The organism is Pseudomonas sp. ICMP 460, from assembly GCF_002723595.1.
Taxonomy (GTDB): Bacteria; Pseudomonadota; Gammaproteobacteria; order Pseudomonadales; family Pseudomonadaceae; genus Aquipseudomonas; species Aquipseudomonas kitaguniensis.
Map to the genome: position 1 here is coordinate 125,418 of NZ_LKBR01000024.1, position 15,658 is coordinate 141,075.

Sequence of the window (15,658 nt, forward strand, 5' to 3'; positions counted from 1 at the left end):
CGTTCGGGGCGCGGACTCATTCAGGCTTTGGTATCTAGCCATACAGAACCGTAACGCGTATAGGCAGCAGGAATATCAATGACTTCTTTCAAATCATCTGCTGCAGTACGCACCCAGAATGGATCACGCAGCATTTGCCGCCCGACAAACACCAGGTCAGCGCGGCCGTTTTGCAGGATTTCTTCGGCTTGGCGACCACTCTGGATAACACCCACCGCACCCGTCGCAATATGCAGTTCCTTGCGCAGCAACTCAGCGGCCGGTACTTGGTAGCCTGGGTAGGTCTGAACCTTGATCATCTTGATGCCGCCGGAGCTGCAGTCGATCAGATCCACGCCCTGCTCTTTCATCCAGCGACCGTATTCAAGGAATGACTCGGGGGTGTTTCCGCCTTCGGCGTAATCAGAGCTGGAGATACGAACGAACAGAGGACGATCGCCCCAATGGGTTTTGACTTCTTCCAGCACTTCGCGCAGGAAACGATAGCGACGCTCGGCATCACCGCCATATTCGTCGTCGCGGGTATTGGCGAGTGGGGAGAGGAACTCATTCAGCAAATAACCATGAGCGGCATGAATCTCAAGCACATCAAAGCCCGCTTCACTGGCGCGTCGTGCGGCATCGCCATAGAGCTTCACCAAACCCGAAATTTCGTCAGTCTCAAGTGCGCGAGGCACAGGGCTGGTTTCCGTGAACGGAATAGCCGATGGCGCAATGTGAATCAGATTGGGCAGGTCAGCATTGCGTCCTGCATGACCGATCTGAGCACCGGCTTTGGCACCAAAGCTGTGAAGCAGTTCGGTGAGCGCTTTCAAGCCGACGACGTGAGCGTCGCTCCAGATACCGAGGTCACCGGCTCCGATACGACCATCGGCGTGCACTGCCAGCGTCTCGGGAAAAATCAGTGCCGCCTGACCCAAGGCGCGAGCGCCGTAATGCACTCGGTGCCACTCAGTAACGAAGCCGTCATCCGCAGCCATGTGCATGCACATAGGCGACATGACCACGCGGTTTTTCAATTTCATGCCTTTTATTTCATGAGGGGAAAGCAACAAACTCATTTTCAGAATTTCCGTAGTGATTGATACGGAAGGATGTTAGCGTACGCACAACACATACGTAAGTACGCACATTTTTGTGCAGTAGGCACATTTTTTATACCAATGAGATTTCCTGTGAAAAAATGCATCCCCCAGAATGAAGTTGAAGCATTCGCTTGCCCTGTCTCCTTTACAGTCGATGTCATTGGCGGGAAATGGAAATCGCTGATCCTGTTCCATCTGATGTCCGGAACAAAGCGCTTCAACGAGCTGCGCCGGCTGATCCCCGATGTGACCCAGCGGATGCTCACCTTGCAACTCAGAGAGCTGGAGACTGACCGGGTTATCCATCGCGAAATCTATCGTGAGGTGCCGCCCAAGGTTGAATATTCGCTCACAGAATTAGGCAACACGCTTGCTCCATTGATCAGTGCGATGCGTGAATGGGGAGCGGTGCATGAGGATGCAATCCTGGCGTTCAGGCGCGCCGAGGCCGATGCCAATCCAGTTGAATCGCTCGCCTAGCTTTAGACTTTTTTTACACAGACGAACGCGCCAGCGCTGGACAACGAACCAGACCTGGAGCGTGGGTTTTGGTGGGGCTCAACCCACCTTGATGACCACCTTACCGAATGAACCTCTGGCCAAATGCGCGTAAGCGTTCAATGCGCCGTGCGGACTTTGGCATTGTTCAAGCGCCCGGGATTTCCGTCCGGCTGGATCAGCTGCGCCCATTTGGGCTTGCCAAAGCGTTTGTGCGACTCCCACATACCGGCGACCGTGCCGGGCACGCCCACGGACCGGTGGCCGATCAATTAAGCGTTCTGCTCGACCCCTACAGCGCTTTTTCGCTCCAGAGGCGCTTTCTCCCACTTGGCGATGACCAGCGGTGCAATTGCATTACCCAGCACGTTCAAGGTGGTGGTGCCGCTGTCGATGATCCGGAAGATCCCGGCAATCAGCGCAACCCCTTCAAGCGGGAGCCCGGCAGATGCCAGGGTGGCCGACAGAATGATGATGGCAAACCCAGGCACACCCGCAGCGCCCTTCGAGGTCAGCACCATCGTTACCACCAACAGAATTTGCTGAGTCAACGAAAGATCGATGCCATAGAGCTGGGCAATGAAGATCGTCGCCACACCGAGAAAGATCGACGCACCGTCCAGGTTGAACGCATACCCCACCGGCACCACGAAACTGACGATGCGCCGAGGCACGCCATAGGCTTCCAGCTTGGTCATCAACTGCGGCATGACGGCCGCCGAGGCTGCACTGGAGAAAGCCAGAATCAGCTCATCGCGAAAGTACTTGATCAACTTGAAGACGTTTTCGCCGATCAGATAGCAAATGCCGCCGAGCATCACCAGCGCAAAGGTAATCAGCGCCAGGTACACCACACCAATCAACTTGAGCAACGGCAGCAACGAGGCAAATCCGAAGGTCGCCACGGTGGCGCCGATCATGCCGAACACACCAATCGGTGCGTACGCCATGACAAACGATACGACTTTGAACATGGCGTCGGAGAAGCCTTGCACCACCGCAATAACCGGTGCGCTCTTGGCGTTGGGCAACGTGTTCAACGCCATGCCCAGCAGCACCGCAAAGAACAGCACCGACAGCAACTTCGCTTCCGACATCGCCACAATCACGTTATCGGGCACGATGTTTTGCAGGATGATCAGCGCGCCTTTCGACGGCTCCATGTGCACGGCAGCCGCGTTATGAGCGATACCCGCGATTTCGGTGCCTTTACCCGGCTCGAACAGGTTGGCGAAGCACAAGCCAACCACGATGGCGAGGCTGGTGATTGCAAAGAAGTAGATCAACGACTTTGCGCCCATGCGCCCAAACGATTTGTTATCACCGCCACCGGCAATGCCGAGGATCATGCAGCAGAAAACAATCGGCACGACGACCATCTTCATCATCTTGATGAAAATATCACCGAGCGGTTTAAGGATTTCAGTACTGACCCATACTTGATTTTCCGGGTGGGTATTGAAATACCAACCCACAAGCACGCCAAGCAACAGCCCGGCAACGATTTGCCAAACTAAGGGGATACGTTTCATGTCTAGCCTTTTTGTTGGAATGAAAGGGCTGCTTTAAGCAGTAGCTAGATTCATGAGCTTGCAGCTCATTTATGTTTTCCTGACGCACGCTTCAGCGTGCGCCAGGTTTTTATTATTTAGCGAAGAGCTGGCTCATATCCTTGAACGCCTTGAACTCCAGCGCATTGCCGCACGGGTCGAACAGGAACATGGTGGCCTGCTCACCGACCTGGCCCTGGAAGCGAATGTAAGGTTCGATCACAAACTTGGTCGCACGCGCTTTCAAACGCTCGGCCAGGGCTTCCCATTGCGCCCACTCCAGAATGATGCCGAAGTGCGGAACCGGTACGTCGTGGCCGTCTACCGGGTTGCTGTGCACGCTTTCCTGCGAAGCAGTCTTTGGGTGTTCATGGATGACCAACTGATGGCCGTAGAAATCGAAGTCTACCCACTGGTTGCTGGAGCGACCTTCGGAAAGACCGAACACCTCACCGTAGAAGTGACGTGTGGCGGCCAGGTCATACACAGGGATGGCGAGGTGGAAAGGAGAAAGACTCATCAGGACTCCGAAAACAATTTTTATGGGTTTGTGATGCCGGACACCGGGCTCGCTGCACGACGGTTTTTGACGGTGGATTTATGCTAAGCCCGCCAAAACTTTAAAAAAATCAATATAAATTTTTTAAAAACACAATTTTATTTTGTTAATCGGCAATCTCTGTTTACTGCAAAAGCGCCACAGCTCTGCTGACAGGTGGTGGGTCGCTCGATGTTAAATAATGTTAAAAATAAAAAATAACTTCACATGATCAGATCATTGGTGGATTATCCATTCAACCCGCATGACACCCTGACAAAAAAACAAAACAGGATGGCAACGATGATCGACTCCACCGCGAATACGCTTCACTCCCCCTCCCTGTACCTGCACGATGGCCTGCGCCTCAGCGGCGCCCACGTACCCGCAGCCTTTGTACGGAGCCTCCATGAATAACCAGAATGTGGGTGTTATCGGCTTAGGCGCGATGGGGCTGGGTATTGCCCGCTCGCTGGTGCGCAGCGGCTTCAACGTGCATGCCTGCGATGTGCGCGAAACCGTCACGCAGCAGTTCGCAGCCGAAGGTGGCGTGGCGTGCAGCTCGGCCGCCCAGATGGCTGCCGCGTGCGATGTGATCATCACCGTCGTGGTCAATGCCGAACAAACCGAGACCGTACTGTTTGGTGAACATGGCGCCGTCGCCGCCTTGCGCCCTGGCAGCCTGGTGATTGGTTGCGCCACGGTGGCCCCTACCTACGCGGTAGACCTGGGCCAGCGGTTGATCAACGCAGGGTTGCTGTACCTGGATGCACCGATCTCCGGTGGTGCTGCCAAAGCGGCTGCCGGCGAGATGACCATGATGACTTCCGGCCCAGCCGAGGCGTACGCAAAAGCCGATGACGTGCTGACGGGCATGGCCGGCAAGGTCTATCGCCTGGGCAATGCCCATGGCCTTGGCTCAAAAGTGAAGATCATCAACCAACTGCTGGCCGGCGTGCATATCGCCGCTGCCGCAGAAGCCATGGCACTGGGGCTGCGTGAAGGCGTTGAGGCCGATGCGCTGTATGAAGTGATCACCCACAGCGCGGGCAATTCATGGATGTTCGAAAACCGCGTACCGCACATTCTCAAGGCTGATTACACGCCGCTGTCGGCGGTCGATATTTTCGTCAAGGACCTGGGCCTGGTGCTGGATACCGCACGGGCCAGCAAGTTTCCGCTGCCGTTGTCGGCCACCGCTCACCAGATGTTTATGCAGGCTTCCAGTGCCGGCTTCGGGCGTGAGGACGATTCGGCGGTGATCAAGATTTTCCCTGGCATTGAGCTCCCGACTGCCAAGACCGAAACCGAATAAGGATTGCCCATGAACCGACCTAGCGCACGCCCCTTGCTGGGCTGCATTGCTGACGACTTCACCGGGGCCACCGACCTGGCCAATATGCTGGTACGCGGCGGCATGCGTACTGTGCAAAGCATCGGTATTCCCAGCGATGAAGTCGCTGCGACGCTGGATGCCGATGCGATCGTGATCGCGCTGAAGTCGCGTACTGTTCCGGCGGCACAGGCGGTGGCCGACTCGCTGGCGGCCCTTGAGTGGCTGCGTGCACAAGGGTGCGAACAGATTTTCTTCAAGTACTGCTCCACCTTCGACTCGACGGCCGCCGGCAACATCGGCCAGGTCAGCGAGGCTCTGCTGAAGGCGCTGAACAGTGATTTCACCTTGGCCTGCCCGGCTTTTCCGGAAAATGGCCGGACCATTTTTCGCGGGCATTTGTTTGTGCAGGACCAACTGCTCAATGAGTCAGGCATGCAGCACCACCCGCTGACCGCGATGACCGACGCCAACCTGGTCCGTGTGCTGCAATCACAAACCTCACAAAAGGTGGGCCTGCTGCGCTACGACACCATCGCCCAAGGTGTGCCAAACGTACGCGAGCAGATTGCTGAGCTGCGTTCCCAAGGCGTCGGCATGGCCATCGCGGATGCACTCAGCGATCAAGACCTGCACACCCTCGGCAGTGCCTGCTTTGATCTGCCGCTGTTAACCGGCGGTTCTGGCCTGGCCCTGGGCCTACCCGACAACTTTCGCCGCGCTGGCAAACTTCGCGACTTCGACCCAGCCTCGTTGCCGAGCGTACCCGGCGGCGAAGTGGTGCTGGCAGGCAGTGCCTCGATTGCCACCAACGGGCAGGTCGCTGCGTGGATAGAAGCCGGGCGACCGGCGCTGCGCATCGACCCTGTGGCCCTGGCGGCGGGTAAGCCGGTGGTGGCGGATGCCGTGGCGTTTGCCCTGAGCAACCCCCACACCGTGCTGATCTATGCCACCAGCCCGCCGGAGGAACTCAAGGCGGTGCAACAGCAACTGGGCGCCGAGCGCGCCGGCGAGTTGGTAGAGAACGCCCTGGGTGAAATCGCCCAAGCCCTGCGCCAGGGCGGCGTAAGACGCTTCGTGGTCGCTGGCGGTGAAACCTCTGGCGCTGTAGTCACCGCCCTTGGCGTGAGCCTGCTGCAGATTGGCGCGCAGATTGATCCCGGCGTTCCCGCAACCCTGAGCAACACTGCCGAACCGCTGGCGCTGGCCCTCAAGTCGGGGAATTTCGGCGGCAGGGACTTTTTCGACAAGGCCCTTAAGCAGCTGGCAGGAGGCGCGCAATGAGCAGCGAAAACGCCCTGCGCGAAGAGATCTGCACCGTCGGCCACAGCCTTTATCAGCGCGGGTACACCGTAGGCAGCGCCGGTAACATCAGCGCGCGTCTGGATGACGGTTGGTTGATTACGCCAACGGATGCGTGCCTCGGCCGCCTTGACCCTGCGCTGATCGCCAAGGTCGACCTGACGGGTAAGTGGGTCTCTGGCGACAAACCGTCAAAAACCCTGGCCCTGCATCGCCAGGTCTACGATCGCAACCCTGGCGTGGGTGGCGTGGTGCATACCCATTCCACGCATTTGGTGGCCCTGACGCTTGCCGGTGTTTGGCGCCAGGACGACATCCTGCCGCCGCTGACGCCGTACCAGGTGATGAAGGTCGGGCACATCCCGCTGATCAACTACCAACGCCCCGGCGCACCCGATGTGGCGGACCAAGTCGCGCGCCTCGCCAACACCGTCCGCGGCGTGATGCTTGAACGCTTGGGCCCGGTGGTCTGGGAAAGCTCGGTCTCCAAAGCCAGTTACGCCCTCGAAGAACTTGAGGAAACCGCACGCCTGTGGCTGATGAGCAACCCGCGTCCGGCGCCGCTGGATGCAGCAGCCCTGGCCGAGCTTAAAAGCGTTTTCGGCGCCCACTGGTAGGCGCCCGTTTACCCCTGCAACAGCCTTAACAATAAAAACAACAGGACCTTCCAGCATGACCACTATCGCGTTTCGTGTTGACGTTTGCCGCCACAAAGAACCGCCCTGCGTTCGCCATGAAGGGCCGCGCTCATGAGCCCGCTTATCCTGATGGCGACCGCAGGCCTGGGCATCGCCTTGCTGCTGTTCCTGGTGCTCAAATACAAATTCCAGCCGTTTGTGGCACTGATGTTGGTCAGCATCATGGTGGCCTTGGTTGCGGGAGTTAAACCTGCCGATCTGGTCGCCACCATTGAAGGCGGCATGGGCAAGACCCTCGGCCACATTGCGATCATCATTGCGCTGGGCGCGATGATCGGCCGCATCATTGAGTTGTCGGGCGGTGCCGAGGCGCTGGCCAAGACCCTGATTGAACGCTTCGGCAATCGACGCACGCCCCTGGCCTTGACGATTGCCGGTTTCATTATCGGCGTGCCGGTGTTCTTCGAAGTGGGGGTGATTATCCTCATGCCGCTGGCCTACGGCGTGGCGCGCCGCGCACGCAAACCACTGCTGATGTTCGCGTTGCCGATGTGCGCAGCGCTGCTCACCGTGCATGCATTTCTGCCACCGCACCCAGGCGCTGTCGCCGCCGCCAGTCAACTGGGCGCCGACCTGGGCCGGGTGCTGATGTTCGGGCTGCCGCTCACGGCGTTCCTGTGCTACGTCGGTTATCGCGTGGCGGGGCGCATGACGCGCCGCTTCTACCCGATGGCCGATGACATCCGCGCCGAAGTCTACGGCCCGCACGTCACCAATGACGACCTGCGCGCCTGGCAGAATGGCAACACCCAGAATGTGCAACAAGATGCGCAAGCCGTCTCGCACATGGGCCTGGAAGAATCCACCAGCAGCATCGTGGCCAAGCTGCCGCCCGCCCCTGCGCCGGGTTTCGGCTTGATCATCAGCTTGATCCTGTTGCCCATCGTATTGATCCTGCTGGGCACTCTGGCGACCTCATTACTGCCGATCGAATCGACCCTGCGCGGCATCATGACGGTGCTCGGCGCACCGCTCGTGGCACTGCTGCTCGACACCTTGCTGTGCGCATGGCTGCTCGGCTCCCGTCGCGGCTGGAGCCGTACCCAAGTCTCCGATGTGATCGGCTCGGCACTGCCAGGTGTGGCCATGGTGATTTTGATTGCGGGTGCCGGCGGCGTGTTCGGCAAGGTGCTGGTGGACACCGGGATCGGCGCAGTAGTCTCCGACCTGCTGCGTACCACCGGGCTGCCGGTGCTGGCGCTGGGCTTTTTGCTGACCATGTTACTGCGCGCCGTGCAAGGCTCCACCACCGTGGCCCTGGTGACCACCGCAGGCATCATCAGCCCTCTGATCGCCACGTTGAACCTGACGCCCAACCACATGGCGCTGCTGTGCCTGGCCATGGGCGGTGGCGGGCTGGCGATGTCGCACATCAACGACGCCGGTTACTGGATTTTCACCAAGTTGGCTGGCCTCAACGTGGCAGACGGCCTGCGGACCTGGACGGTGATCACCACCCTCCTCGGCACGCTTGGTTTCCTTATCACCTTGTTGATCTGGCCTTTTGTCTGATCGTTTTCGACCAGGAGTTCACATGCCTCGCTTCGCTGCCAACCTGAGCATGCTTTACCCCGAACACGCTTTTCTGGAGCGCTTCGCAGCGGCCGCGGCCGATGGTTTTGATGCTGTAGAATATCTGTTTCCCTACGAGTACAGCGCTCAGGTGCTCAGACAGTACCTGAGCGACAACGGCCTGGTACAAGCCCTGTTCAATGCGCCGCCCGGTGACTGGGCGGCGGGCGAACGCGGCATCGCTACCTTGCCCGGCCGCGAACGCGAGTTTCGCGCAGGCTTTGAGCGTGCCCTGGAATACGCCGCCGTGCTGGGCAATACCCGCATCCACGTGATGGCCGGCCTGCTGCCCTCGGAGCAGCACCGTGCGCGCCATCACGCGGTGTACCTGGAGAACCTGGCTTACGCGACCGCCCAGGCACAACAGGCTGGCGTGACGGTGTTGCTGGAGCCGATCAACACCCGCGACATGCCGGGTTTTTTCCTCAACCGACAGGACCAGGCACACGCAATCTGCAAGGAGGTCGGCGCAGGCAATTTGAAGGTGCAGTTTGACTGTTATCACTGCCAGATCGTCGAAGGTGATCTGGCGGTCAAACTGCTTCGCGACATCGACGGCATTGGCCATATTCAGATTGCAGGCGTGCCCGACCGGCACGAGCCGAACCTCGGGGAATTAAACTACCCCTACCTGTTCGAGCTGATTGACGAGTTGGGCTACGACGGCTTCGTCGGTTGCGAATATCGCCCCAAAGGCGGTACCTCAGCCGGGCTGCAATGGTTACGGGACTGGAAGGCGCGCTAAGTGATAAACCCCTGCACACCCTGATGTGCAGGGGCACCTAAAACAATAAAAACAGGGTATACCCATGCATGGATTCAGTTCACGCCCCGCGATAGGACTGTTGTTGTCTCTTGCGTTTATTGGCCCGGCCGTCAGCGCCGCGCCATTACCTGCCGCGACCGAGGGAGATTGGATGGCTCCACAGTTCACCTTTCATACAGGTGAAAAACTCGCCAACCTCAAATTGCACTACATCACCCTTGGCAATCCCAAGAACCCCGCCATCCTCTACCTGCACGGGACCTACCGGCCAGGCAGCGATGTGCTGAGCAAAGATTTTGGCGGCGAGCTGTTTGGTCCAGGCCAGCCGCTGGACGCGAGCAAGTACTACATCATTTCCACCGACGGCATCGGCGTGGGCCAATCCAGTAAACCCTCCGACGGCCTGCGCACACAGTTTCCCGAGTACAACTACACCGACTTGGTTCAAGCCCAGTATCGGCTTGTCACCGAAGGCCTTGGAATCGAGCACCTGCGGCTGATCATCGGCAACTCCATGGGCGGCATGCAAACCTGGATGTGGGGCCAGACCTGGCCGCAGATGATGGACGCGCTGGTGCCCATGGCGTCCCAACCCACCGAGATGTCATCACGCAATTGGATGATGCGGCGCTTGCTGGTGGAGTCGATCAAGCAAGACCCGGCCTGGAATAACGGTAACTACAACGCGCAACCGCCCTCCCTGCGCCTGGCGAACGCGATGTTCAGCGTTGGCACCAGCGGCGGCACCCTCGCCTATCAGGCGGCCGCACCGACCCGAGCGCTGGCCGACAAGTGGGTGGATGAGCGCCTGAATGCCGCGCAAACCGCCGACGCCAATGACTTCATCTACCAATGGCAATCCTCCGCCGACTACAACGCCGCCCTCGGCCTGAACAAAATCCAGGCACCGGTGCTGGTCATCAACTCGGCGGACGATGAACGCAACCCACCGGAAACCGGACGGCTGGAGGCGTCGATGAAGGAACTCAAGCAGGCACGGCTATTACTGATCCCCGCCAGTGCCGACACCCGTGGCCACGGCACCACAAGCATGGCGAAGTTTTACAGCAAGGAACTGGGGCAGTTCATGCAGGCAACTGAAAACCCGCGTTAGGCCGGCTGGGGGTCGGACGGCAACATCAATTCGACCCCTTGCTTGCGAATCCCATCCGCCGCCGCAGGCGCCAGCGCGTCATCACTGATAATCACATCGAACTGCTCCAGGCCGGCAATTTTGTACATGCTGAAGGTGCCGTACTTGGAGCTGCTGGCCACCAGCACCACTTGGGACGCCGATTGCATCGCCACCTGCTTGACCTCCACCTTCAACGCCGACGGCGTGGTGATGCCGCGTCGCTGGTCCCAGGAGCTGGTCGAGATAAAGGCGATATCCGTCACCACCTGACGCAGTGTCGCCACTGCCAGGCCGCCGACGCAGGAATGATTGGAGTGGTCCAACTGCCCACCGGTATGGATCACCGTCACATGCGGTGCATCCATCAACGCCTGCACCACGCCGAAGTCATTGGTCACCACCGTCATGCCAGTGAGCAGTTTGATATAGGGCACGATCTCCAGGGTGCTGGTGCCGGCATCCAAATAAATAGTCATGTCCGCCAGCAACAGGCGCGCTGCAAGCTTGGCCATCGCTTGCTTCTGCGGCAACTCGACCACGGCCTTGACCTGGTGGCTCGGCTCACTGTGAAGCTGGCTGGCAATCCGCACTCCACCCGTCACCGAATAGGCCAGGCCTTCCTGCTCAAGCAGCGCGATATCACGGCGCACCGTCATGTGTGAGCAGTCGAACATCTCCATCAACTGGTGAACACTCAGCACATGCTGTTTGCGTAACTGACGCAAGATCAATTCGCGACGCTGTTCAGGAATCATCGGCGCGGCGCTTTCGGCGGCCACGTCCTTCTGGCTTGGCATTCGGTGCTCCACAGGCTTGGATCGGCTGAAGGTGGTTGAGCTACATAGTAGCGAATCCATCCGCCGATCTGTAACTCACTGCGCCTGATTCAACTCACGCTCCTTGATGTCGGCAATCGGCGCAAGCAGCGCTGCGTCGAAGCGCTCCGGCGCACGCCCGTCGAGCAACCGTTGCAGCAGGTCCGGATTGGCCAAGGCAGCCTTACCCACGGCGATAATATCTGCGCCTGCCTGCAGGGTGTGTTCAACGCTGGGCGAGTCCTGCACGCCTCCATTGGCGATCAACGCAACACCCGGCGCATAACGGCGAGCCAGCGTCACCAGGCTTGCCTCGTTACCGATGAATGCCGATTGCCAGGCTTGATGCTCCGTCACATGGATGAAGTCGACCCCGGCGTCAGCCAGGCTGCCGAAGATCACCTGCGCATCGCCCTCCCCACCCGCCCACTTGTGCTCAAAGTCGTTGACCTTGCCCTGAGAAATACGCACACCCACCGGCGAGTGCCCGACCACCTTTTTGACCGCGGCGATGACCTCAAGCGTCAGGCTCAAGCGCTGGCGAACATCACCGCCCCATCGATCTTCGCGTTGATTGGAGTAGTCCGTCATGAACTGATCCAGCAAATAGCCGTTGGCGCCATGGATCTCGACACCGTCAAACCTGGCGATGCCAATAGCCCGTTTGGCGGCCTGGGCAAACCCCTCAATGGCATCCGCAATGTCTTCATCGCTCATGGCCTGGGGCACCCGGTACGCGCCCTCGCCGCAATAGAACTTCATCTGCTCGCCTTTGGGGCGAATGGCCGATGGGCCGGCAGACTGATCGACAAAACGGTTCGCTTGGCTCAACGCGCCGGCGTGCATGATCTGCGCGATGGCAGCGCTTTCATGGCGATGAATCGCCTCGACCACAGCGCGCCAGGCCAACGCCTGTTCGTTGTCGGTGATACCGGGCTGGTTCAGGTAGCCCTGGGCATACTGTCGGTCGGTATAGATCCCTTCTGTGATGACCAAGCCAAAACCGCCACGGGCAAAACGCTCGTAATACCGGGCCATCGCAGGCGTGGCATTGCCGCTCTCGCTCGCACTGACACGTGTCATGGGTGCAAGCGCCATGCGGTTTTTCAGTTTCAGAGCGGCCATATCGAATGGGGTTACACTGCGCGGGTTTAATACGGTCATGATGTGCACTCGGTTATTCGCCAGCCACGACGATAAGCGCGGCAATAGTTGATTAGAAGCGCACGCTTGCAATAAGGCGCCTTAACGAAAACGGTTATAGCCATGCAGATTCCCGAGATAGAAGTGTTCGCCAACGTCGCCATCAGCAGCAGCCTGTCCGAAGCTGCACGGCGGCTTGGGTTGTCGGCGATGACGGTTTCACGGCGCCTGGCGGCCCTGGAAAAACAGCTGGGTGTGCGCCTGGTACACCGCACCACGCGCTCCGTCGCACTCACGCCGGAAGGCGAAATGTACCTGCCTTACGCCAAGACCATCCTCGAGGCGAATGCAGCGGCGCGTGCCACGTTGAAAACCAGTGCGGGCAGTGCCAGCGGCACATTGAGGGTGACCGCCCCCAGCGTCTTTGGCCAAACTGTGATCATGCCGCTGCTGCCAGCCCTGTTGGCTGACAACCCGACCCTCAAGGTTGACCTGACGTTATCGGACAGCATCATCGACATCGCCGGGCTCGGCATTGATGTGGCCATTCGCATCGCCACCCTGCGCGACTCGACCTTGGTCGCCACAACCCTTGCGCCCAACCCACGCGTGGTCTGCGCAAGCCCGGCGTACCTGGCGCAATGGGGCACACCGACGGTGCTGGATGACCTCAACCATCATCAGTGCATCGCCTTGCACGGCATGCCCTACTGGCCTTTCACCAAAGGCGGTACCTCAGTGACCCTTCGCGCTCACGGCGCATTCTCTGCCAACAGTGTCGAGGCGGTGCGCACGGCAAGCAAACAAGGCCTGGGCTTGGCCATGCTGACCTATTGGGATATCCGAAACGAGCTCGCTGAAGGTTCCCTGGCAGTGGTGAACCTTGAGGATGTGCTACCCGAGCAGTTGTCGATAACGGCGATGCTTCCGACACGCCAGCATGTTCCGCATCGGGTGCGCGTGTTCGTTGAGCACTTGGAAGCGGAACTCAAGAAAGACCAATGACGTGTAATACCCACTTGTCTCTCGAAGCTGGAAAACATCTGGTTGAGCTTGCTCGCCGCCGTCTCGGTTGTCACCCATTGGAAGCGGCCTCTCATGATCAAGCAATTGACCGCCTGAACATGATGGCCGATGGACAGTCAGATCGCTCAGGCCGCTACGTTCTCGAAACCACTGTGCCGCAACAGCGCCTGCAGTTCAGGTTGCCGCTGGCGGAAGTCGACAAAAAGCTCCATCGCAGTCCGTGAACTACCTGAAGCCAGAATGGTTTCACGGAAGGATTGGCCGACGCTGCGATCGATTCCGCCTGCTTCTTCGAAGCGCGAAAAAGCGTCAGCGGAAAGCACTTCAGCCCATTTATAGCTGTAGTAACCCGCTGCATAGCCGCCAGCAAATATATGCGAGAACGTGTTTGCGAAACGGTTGTAGTGAGGAGGCATCATAACGGACACGCGACCGCGCACCGATTCAAGGACACTTTGTACGCTACGTCCGTCGCCCTGGGTGGCATGCAGCTCGAAATCAAAAAGCGCCAGTTCGACCTGACGAAGTGTCGCAAGCCCTGACTGGAAGTTTTTGCCCGCGAGCATCCTTTTCAGAAGTTCGGGAGGCAAAGGTGCGCCGGTTTCGAAGTGTGCGGAAATGAGTTTTAGTCCTTCTTCTTCCCAGCACCAGTTCTCCATGAATTGGCTGGGAAGCTCGACCGCGTCCCATGCAACACCATTGATACCTGACACGCCAGCCTCTTCAACACGTGTCAACAGATGATGAATACCATGCCCGAACTCATGGAATAGTGTCGTTACTTCATCATGGGTCAGCAAGGCAGGACGGCCTTCGCCAGCGGGTGTGAAATTGCACACCAATTGAGCCACAGGTTGATGCAGTTCACCCTGCACGTCACGACGACGCGTGGTTACGCCGTCCATCCACGCACCGCCGCGTTTGTTGGCGCGAGCATAAAGGTCCAGGTAAAAACGGCCGATGGGCGAGCCGTCTTCGATGACCTCAAACAGTCTTACATCCGGATGGCACCGATCAAAGTCATTGAGCTCTCGCACTTCAATGCCAAACAGCAACCGAGATATCTCAAACAACCCGTTGAGCACGTGGTCAACCGGGAAATACTGGCGGATCTCTTCCTGAGACAGATCAAGCAACTCTTTACGCATCTTCTCGCTGTAGAAGCCCATATCCCAAGGTTTGAGATCGCTGCATCCCTGAGTCGCAGCGTATATTTTGAGTTCGTTCAAATCGCGCCGTGCAGGACCCTGGCCGTGGCGATTCAGCGCTTCGAGAAACTCAAGAACCTGTTCGGTAGTGTCGGCCATCTTTGTTGCAAGACTTAATTGGGCGTAGTTCGGATACCCCAGCAAAGCCGCCATTTCGGCGCGCAACGCGAGCGTTTCAGTAATGATCCGCGTGTTGTCTTCCATGCCCGCGCGGGGTCCCTGATCCGAGGCGCGCGTCGTATTTGCGACATAAACCTCTTCACGTAACGCCCGGTCCTGTGCATAGGTGAGGATGGCCTGGATGCTGGGTTGTTCGAGAGTGATCAACCAGCCTGCGGTATCACGCTCCGATGCCGCATATGCAAGTTGTGCTTTCGCGTCGGCTGGCAGGCCGTCCAGATCTGCTTCGTCAGTGATTGCTTTTGTCCAACCTTGAGTAGCGTCCAGCGTCTGGTTCGAAAAGTGGCTGGAGAGTTCGGAAAGTCGAGCGCTGATAGCCTTAAACCGCTGTTGTTGATGGGGTGGCAGGTCGATGCCCGATAAGCGAAGGGCACGAAGCTCTTGTTCAAGCACGCTCTTTTGCGCGGCGTTGAACTGCTGGCTCTCTGCGCTGATGGAAAGCGCGTGCAGCGCATCGAAAAGGTCACGGTTCTGGCCGAGCTCCGTGGCATATTCACTTAATGCTGGCAGGCAGGACTCGTACGCCTCGCGGATTTCGGGCGTGTTGCAAACAGCGTTCAGATGGGAAACCGGCGCCCACGCGCGTTGCAGGCGGGCACTGAGCTCATCGAGCTGCAGTATCAGGTCCTTCCAGGTCGGGGCTATTTTCTGCTGTTTCAGCAGCTTTGCGATTGCATTACGGTTGTCGGCGAGAATCAAGTCAATCGCAGGCTTGAGGTGCTCTGGACGGATACTGGAGAACGGGGCCAGATCGTAAGGTTGCAACAGTGGGTTATTCATTGCGTGGCAGATCCTTGAGGTTCATGCGA

At 58.6% G+C, this 15,658-nt stretch carries 15 protein-coding genes; 8 read left to right on the top strand and 7 right to left on the bottom strand.

Going from position 1 to position 15,658, the window contains the following annotated elements:
• Nucleotides 1-20: 20 nt before the first annotated feature.
• Nucleotides 21-1,061 (bottom strand): NADPH dehydrogenase NamA, encoded by a 1,041-nt coding sequence (gene namA, locus AO240_RS17285; protein ID WP_099237720.1) that lies wholly within the window; start codon nucleotides 1,059-1,061, stop codon nucleotides 21-23.
• Between the two features lie 114 nt (nucleotides 1,062-1,175).
• Here namA and AO240_RS17290 point away from each other — a divergent pair, with 114 nt between their 5' ends.
• On the top strand, nucleotides 1,176-1,565 hold the full coding sequence (locus AO240_RS17290; protein WP_099237722.1) for a helix-turn-helix domain-containing protein: 390 nt from the start codon (nucleotides 1,176-1,178) through the stop codon (nucleotides 1,563-1,565).
• Between the two features lie 137 nt (nucleotides 1,566-1,702).
• On the opposite strand, the gene AO240_RS28405 is transcribed toward AO240_RS17290, so the two are convergent.
• The 3 genes from AO240_RS28405 to AO240_RS17300 form a co-directional block, all read right to left on the bottom strand.
• Nucleotides 1,703-1,855, bottom strand: a complete 153-nt coding sequence (locus AO240_RS28405) for a gamma-glutamyltransferase (protein ID WP_371918639.1) — start codon at nucleotides 1,853-1,855, stop codon at nucleotides 1,703-1,705.
• Nucleotides 1,856-3,115, bottom strand: coding sequence for a cation:dicarboxylate symporter family transporter (locus tag AO240_RS17295; protein ID WP_099237724.1), 1,260 nt, complete (start codon nucleotides 3,113-3,115; stop codon nucleotides 1,856-1,858).
• A 112-nt stretch (nucleotides 3,116-3,227) separates the two neighbouring features.
• On the bottom strand, nucleotides 3,228-3,653 hold the full coding sequence (locus AO240_RS17300; RefSeq protein ID WP_099237726.1) for a VOC family protein: 426 nt from the start codon (nucleotides 3,651-3,653) through the stop codon (nucleotides 3,228-3,230).
• Between the two features lie 373 nt (nucleotides 3,654-4,026).
• Between AO240_RS17300 and ltnD the strand changes: the two genes are divergently transcribed.
• The 6 genes from ltnD (at nucleotide 4,027) to AO240_RS17330 (ending at nucleotide 10,456) form a co-directional block, all read left to right on the top strand.
• Nucleotides 4,027-4,986 carry an L-threonate dehydrogenase gene (ltnD, locus tag AO240_RS17305; protein ID WP_099237728.1) on the top strand — a complete coding sequence of 320 codons (960 nt, stop codon included), beginning with the start codon at nucleotides 4,027-4,029 and terminating at the stop codon, nucleotides 4,984-4,986.
• Nucleotides 4,987-4,995: 9 nt separating this feature from the next.
• Nucleotides 4,996-6,288 carry a 3-oxo-tetronate kinase gene (otnK, locus tag AO240_RS17310; protein WP_099237730.1) on the top strand — a complete coding sequence of 431 codons (1,293 nt, stop codon included), beginning with the start codon at nucleotides 4,996-4,998 and terminating at the stop codon, nucleotides 6,286-6,288.
• Nucleotides 6,285-6,923 carry an aldolase gene (locus tag AO240_RS17315; protein WP_099237732.1) on the top strand — a complete coding sequence of 213 codons (639 nt, stop codon included), beginning with the start codon at nucleotides 6,285-6,287 and terminating at the stop codon, nucleotides 6,921-6,923. The genes otnK and AO240_RS17315 overlap by 4 nt, the downstream gene beginning before the upstream one ends.
• Before the next feature lie 132 nt (nucleotides 6,924-7,055).
• Nucleotides 7,056-8,516: an SLC13 family permease gene (locus tag AO240_RS17320; RefSeq protein WP_099237734.1), complete on the top strand. Its 1,461-nt coding sequence runs from the start codon at nucleotides 7,056-7,058 to the stop codon at nucleotides 8,514-8,516.
• 22 nt (nucleotides 8,517-8,538) lie between these two features.
• Nucleotides 8,539-9,321: a 2-oxo-tetronate isomerase gene (gene otnI, locus AO240_RS17325; RefSeq protein ID WP_099237736.1), complete on the top strand. Its 783-nt coding sequence runs from the start codon at nucleotides 8,539-8,541 to the stop codon at nucleotides 9,319-9,321.
• Between the two features lie 64 nt (nucleotides 9,322-9,385).
• A complete protein-coding gene (locus AO240_RS17330; protein ID WP_099237738.1) occupies nucleotides 9,386-10,456 on the top strand; it encodes an alpha/beta fold hydrolase in 1,071 nt (356 codons plus the stop codon).
• Here the strand turns inward: AO240_RS17330 and AO240_RS17335 are convergent.
• A complete protein-coding gene (locus AO240_RS17335) occupies nucleotides 10,453-11,274 on the bottom strand; it encodes a DeoR/GlpR family DNA-binding transcription regulator (RefSeq protein WP_099237740.1) in 822 nt (273 codons plus the stop codon). The genes AO240_RS17330 and AO240_RS17335 overlap by 4 nt on opposite strands.
• A 75-nt stretch (nucleotides 11,275-11,349) precedes the next feature.
• On the bottom strand, nucleotides 11,350-12,456 hold the full coding sequence (locus AO240_RS17340; protein WP_099237973.1) for a tRNA-dihydrouridine synthase: 1,107 nt from the start codon (nucleotides 12,454-12,456) through the stop codon (nucleotides 11,350-11,352).
• A gap of 102 nt (nucleotides 12,457-12,558) precedes the next feature.
• Here AO240_RS17340 and AO240_RS17345 point away from each other — a divergent pair, with 102 nt between their 5' ends.
• Entirely contained in the window at nucleotides 12,559-13,440 is an 882-nt protein-coding gene (locus tag AO240_RS17345) for a LysR family transcriptional regulator (protein ID WP_099237742.1), read from the top strand.
• Nucleotides 13,441-13,586: 146 nt separating this feature from the next.
• Here AO240_RS17345 and AO240_RS17350 read toward each other — a convergent pair whose 3' ends face one another.
• Nucleotides 13,587-15,629: a M3 family metallopeptidase gene (locus tag AO240_RS17350; protein WP_099237744.1), complete on the bottom strand. Its 2,043-nt coding sequence runs from the start codon at nucleotides 15,627-15,629 to the stop codon at nucleotides 13,587-13,589.
• Nucleotides 15,630-15,658 lie beyond the last annotated feature (29 nt).